Here is a 4,169-nt window from a genome sequence, read left to right on the forward strand (position 1 = left end):
GAACGTCACAAGCCGCGCCTCCGTAAAATCCGCCGATGCCGCCAGCGTCGCCAGTGCCGCCCCCAGGCTGTGCCCCGTCAGCGTCAACTGATCCGGCGCCTGCTGCTTGACCCAGTCCCGCAACTGCGACGCAACGCTTTCATAGCATTGTGCAAAGCCCGCATGGACTTTGCCACCGCCGCGCCAGGGCTTGCTCAGGAATCGCGCGTCCGCCACCAGATCGTAAAGGGAGTTCGGCTGCGTCCCACGAAAGGCAATGTAGGCGCGGCCGTCGGCAGCCTTGCAGGCAAAGGCTTGCGTGCCTGTCCCGGCATCGTTAAAGAAGGTGTACTGCGTGAGCCCAGCCAGCGCACAGGCTTCCGAAACGGCCGGCGCRGGATCGAAGTACGCCAGCCGCGACAGCTCGGCGCAGCGCGCCGCTTCCGGCCAGCTTGCCGCCGGTCCGCCCACTACACCAAACAACGGCGGCATAGTCGCCGGATGAAACAGTGATGCAAGACTAGCGTCGTACTTCATGGTTCACGCTCCTTTACGTGCGGCGATCCAGTCGTTGATGACGCGCTCCAGCACCGTCAGCGGCAGCGCGCCGTGGCTGAGGACTTCGTTGTGAAACTGCTTGAGGTCGAACTTGTCGCCCAGTTCCTGCCTGGCGTGTTCGCGCAAGCCGAGGATGGTGAGCATGCCCACTTTGTAGGCCAGCGCCTGCCCCGGATCAACCAGGTAGCGCTCAACTTCCGACGTCGCTTCGGAGGTACTCATGCCCGTGTTGTCGACCAGATATTCAATGCCCTGCTGGCGCGTCCAGTGCTTGTAATGGATGCCGGTATCGACCACCAGCCGCGCGGCGCGCATCAACTCGTCGCGCAAGCCGCCCAGCCGGTCAAGGGGCTCCGGCTCCAGTCCCATTTCCCCCGCCAGATGCTCCGCATATAAAGCCCAGCCCTCCTGGTAGGCCGAGAAGCCGATGATCTTGTGGAAGAAGGGAATGCCCTTCAGTTCCTGCGCCAGCTGGATTTGCAGATGGTGGCCCGGCAGGCCCTCGTGATACGCCTCGGTGCGCATGGTGTACTTCGGCATCTTGTCCACCGCGCGCATATTCACGTAGAACACGCCGGGACGCGAGCCGTCGAAGGAGCCGGGAATGTAGTAAGCACCCAGCCCGCCGGACTGCGTTGCTTCCGGCACCGGACGTACTTCAAGCCGCAGCCTGGGCACCATGTCGAAGGCCTGCGGCAACTGCTTGCGCGCTTCGTCGAGGATGGCCTGGTAATCGTCCAGCATGGCCTTGCGGCCTTCCGCCGTATTCGGATAATGCTGCGCCGGGTCTTCCGCCAGCTCCGTCATGCGGTCGCCAATGCTGCCTTCGGTCATGCCGTGCGTGCGCAGGATCTTGTCCATCTCCGCCGACACGCGCTCCATCTCCGCCAGTCCCAGTTCATGAATGCGCTGCGGCGACAGATTGGTGGTCGTGTAATGCTTCACGCACCAGGCGTAATACGCATCGCCGTTCGGCAGCGCCCAGGCGCCGCGGTTGCCCGTGATACGCGGCGCGATGTCGTGAAAGTGCTGGATCAGCGTCACGTAAGCGGGATAAACGCTGGTCTGGATCGCATCGGCGACTTGCGCCAGCAGCTCCTTGCGGGTTTGCTCATTCATCTCCGCCAGCGGAATCTGGTCCAGCTTTGCGGCAAAGCTGGTGTACAGCGTGTTCTCGCGCGCGGGACGGCCGGCAAACACCTGCAGCTGCTCCATCACACGGTCGATCATGAACTTGGGTGGCAGCACTCCAAGGTCTTCCTGCACGCGCAGCGACTCCACCAGCTGCTCGAACTTGCGCGGGAATTTGCGCAGGCRGGCGATGTAGTCTTCCGCCTCGCCTTTCGTTTTCACCTGATGCACATCCGCCATGAACTCCGGCAGTGCAGTCTGCAAGCCATGCACCTGATTGACGGGGAAGCCGTAGAACATGAAAGGCTCACCGTCGATTTCCGACTGCAGAAAGTAATGCAGCGTGTCGTAGGAAATCTGCGCATTGCGGCTTAAATCGCTGCGGTCGTAGCCTTCCAGCGTGGTGAGATCGGACTTCAACTCATCCATCACGGCGTGGGCATGCGCCGGCGAGGCGTCATCCAGCCGCGTGCTGTAAAACTCCGCCCAGGAAGGCAGCACGCGCATCGACGACAACATCTCCGGGCTCTTCAACGCATAAGACGTAAAAGCCCGCAGATAAAACCACTCCAGCTTCAAAGGCTTGAAGTACCAGGTCTGGGTCAGCAAGGCCACAACGACAAAGGCCACTGCCATGACCGCAGTCAGCAGCCGGGCCGCCATACGCGTCATACAGTTTCTTTCTCGGATGATGAGGATAACGCGCATTATAATGCCCGCTTGGCTCGCCATAAGCTTGCCATTTTTGATAACAGATCGGAGATACCGAATGACTCTACGCCTGCTGGTTATGGGCGCCGCCATCGCTGCGGCAACCAGTGCTGTCGCCGCGCCGCGCGGCCTGACTATCGAAGACCTTGCGTCCATGGACCGCGTTGGCAGCCCCGCGCTGTCGCCGGACGCAAATCGCGTCGTCTACACCGTGCGCAGCACGAATATGGAAAAGAACCGCGGCATCACCCAGTTGTGGATGATCGACCTGCGCGCTGCCAAGCCAAGCCCGGTGCAGCTGACCCAGCACGACTCCAGCAGCCACGATCCTGAGTGGTCGGCCAACGGCGACGCGGTCTACTTCCTGAGCGGCCGTTCCGGCTCGTCCCAGGTGTGGCGCCTGCCGCTGAGCGGCGGCGAAGCCGTCAAGGTCACCGATACCCCGGTTGACGTGGAAGCCTTCCACGTTTCTCCGAAAGGCGACCGTATCGCCCTCTCCTTCGCCGTCTACCGCGATTGCGCCGACCTGGCCTGCAGCAAAAAGCGCGAAGACGACAAGGCCAAGAACAAGGCCACCGGCAAGATCTACAACGAGATGTTCGTGCGCCACTGGGACACCTGGGCAGACGGCCGCCGCAACGTGCTGTACTCGGCGCCGATCGACGCCTCCGGCAAGGTCACCGCGCAGCCGGTCAGCCTGAGTGGCACACTGGACGGCGACGTGCCATCCAAGCCTTTCGGCGACGCGAAAGAGTTCACCTTCAGCCCTGACGGCAAGAACATCGTGTTCTCCGTGCGTGCACAAGGCAAATCCGAATCCTGGTCCACCAACTTCGACCTGTATGAAATCCCGGCCGCGGGCGGCGCCGCTCCGCGCAACCTGACCGCGGACAATCCGGCATGGGACACCAAGCCAGCCTTCTCCCCGGACGGCAAGACCCTGGCCTACCTGGCCATGGCGCGTCCCGGCTTTGAAGCGGACCGCTTCAAGATGGTGCTGATGGATGTCGCCACCGGCAAGAAGCGCGTGCTGGCCGATAACTGGGACCGCTCCATCGCCGACTTCGAATGGCGCGCCGACGGCAAGGCCCTGCTGGCCAATGCAGACGACGTCGGCAACCACCGCCTGTTCTCGCTGGATGCGTCCAGCGGCAAGGTCACCGCCCTGACCGGCAAAGGCTACGCGGGCGAATTCGATACCGCCAAAGACACCGTCATCGTGTCGCATGCCAGCCTGTCCGGCGGCGCCCAGCTGATCAAGCTGAAGGCCGACGGCGGCGAGCAGGCCGGCACCCAGCTGACCTGGGCCAATGCCGACCGCCTGAAAGACATCAAAATGGGCGAGTACGAGCAGTTCTCCTTCCAGGGCGCGCACGGCGAAACCGTGCATGGCTACGTGATGAAGCCATGGAATGCTGAACCGGGCAAGAAGTATCCGGTCGCCTTCCTGGTGCACGGCGGCCCGCAGGGCAGCTTCGGCAACTCCTGGAGCTATCGCTGGAATCCGCAGGTGTACGCCGGCGCGGGCYATGCGTCCGTGTTCATCGACTTCCACGGCTCCACCGGCTATGGCCAGAAGTTCACCGACGCCATCAGCGGCGACTGGGGCGGCGCACCGCTGGAAGACCTGCAGAAAGGCCTGGCAGCAGCCGTGGCCAAGTACGACTTCCTGGACCGTGACCGCAGCTGCGCACTGGGCGCATCCTACGGCGGCTACATGATGAACTGGATCGAAGGTAACTGGAGCGATGGCTTCAAGTGCATCGTCAACCACGATGGCGTGTTCGACC

General features: G+C 62.7%; 3 protein-coding genes. 1 reads left to right on the forward strand and 2 read right to left on the reverse strand.

What is annotated here, in order from left to right; genetic code table 11:
• On the reverse strand, positions 1–516 hold a 516-nt coding region (locus tag AB4Z11_RS25065), incomplete at its 3' end, for a lipase family protein (RefSeq protein ID WP_442028485.1).
• 3 nt (positions 517–519) lie between these two features.
• Complete coding sequence (locus tag AB4Z11_RS25070) at positions 520–2,340, reverse strand: DUF885 domain-containing protein (RefSeq protein ID WP_442028486.1); 1,821 nt, start codon at positions 2,338–2,340, stop codon at positions 520–522.
• 97 nt (positions 2,341–2,437) lie between these two features.
• Here AB4Z11_RS25070 and AB4Z11_RS25075 point away from each other — a divergent pair.
• A partial coding sequence (locus tag AB4Z11_RS25075) for a prolyl oligopeptidase family serine peptidase (RefSeq protein WP_442028487.1) occupies positions 2,438–4,169 on the forward strand: 1,732 nt, incomplete at its 3' end.

Origin of the sequence: Pseudoduganella sp. RAF53_2, from assembly GCF_052113985.1 — a bacterium.
Lineage (GTDB): Bacteria > Pseudomonadota > Gammaproteobacteria > Burkholderiales > Burkholderiaceae_D > Rugamonas.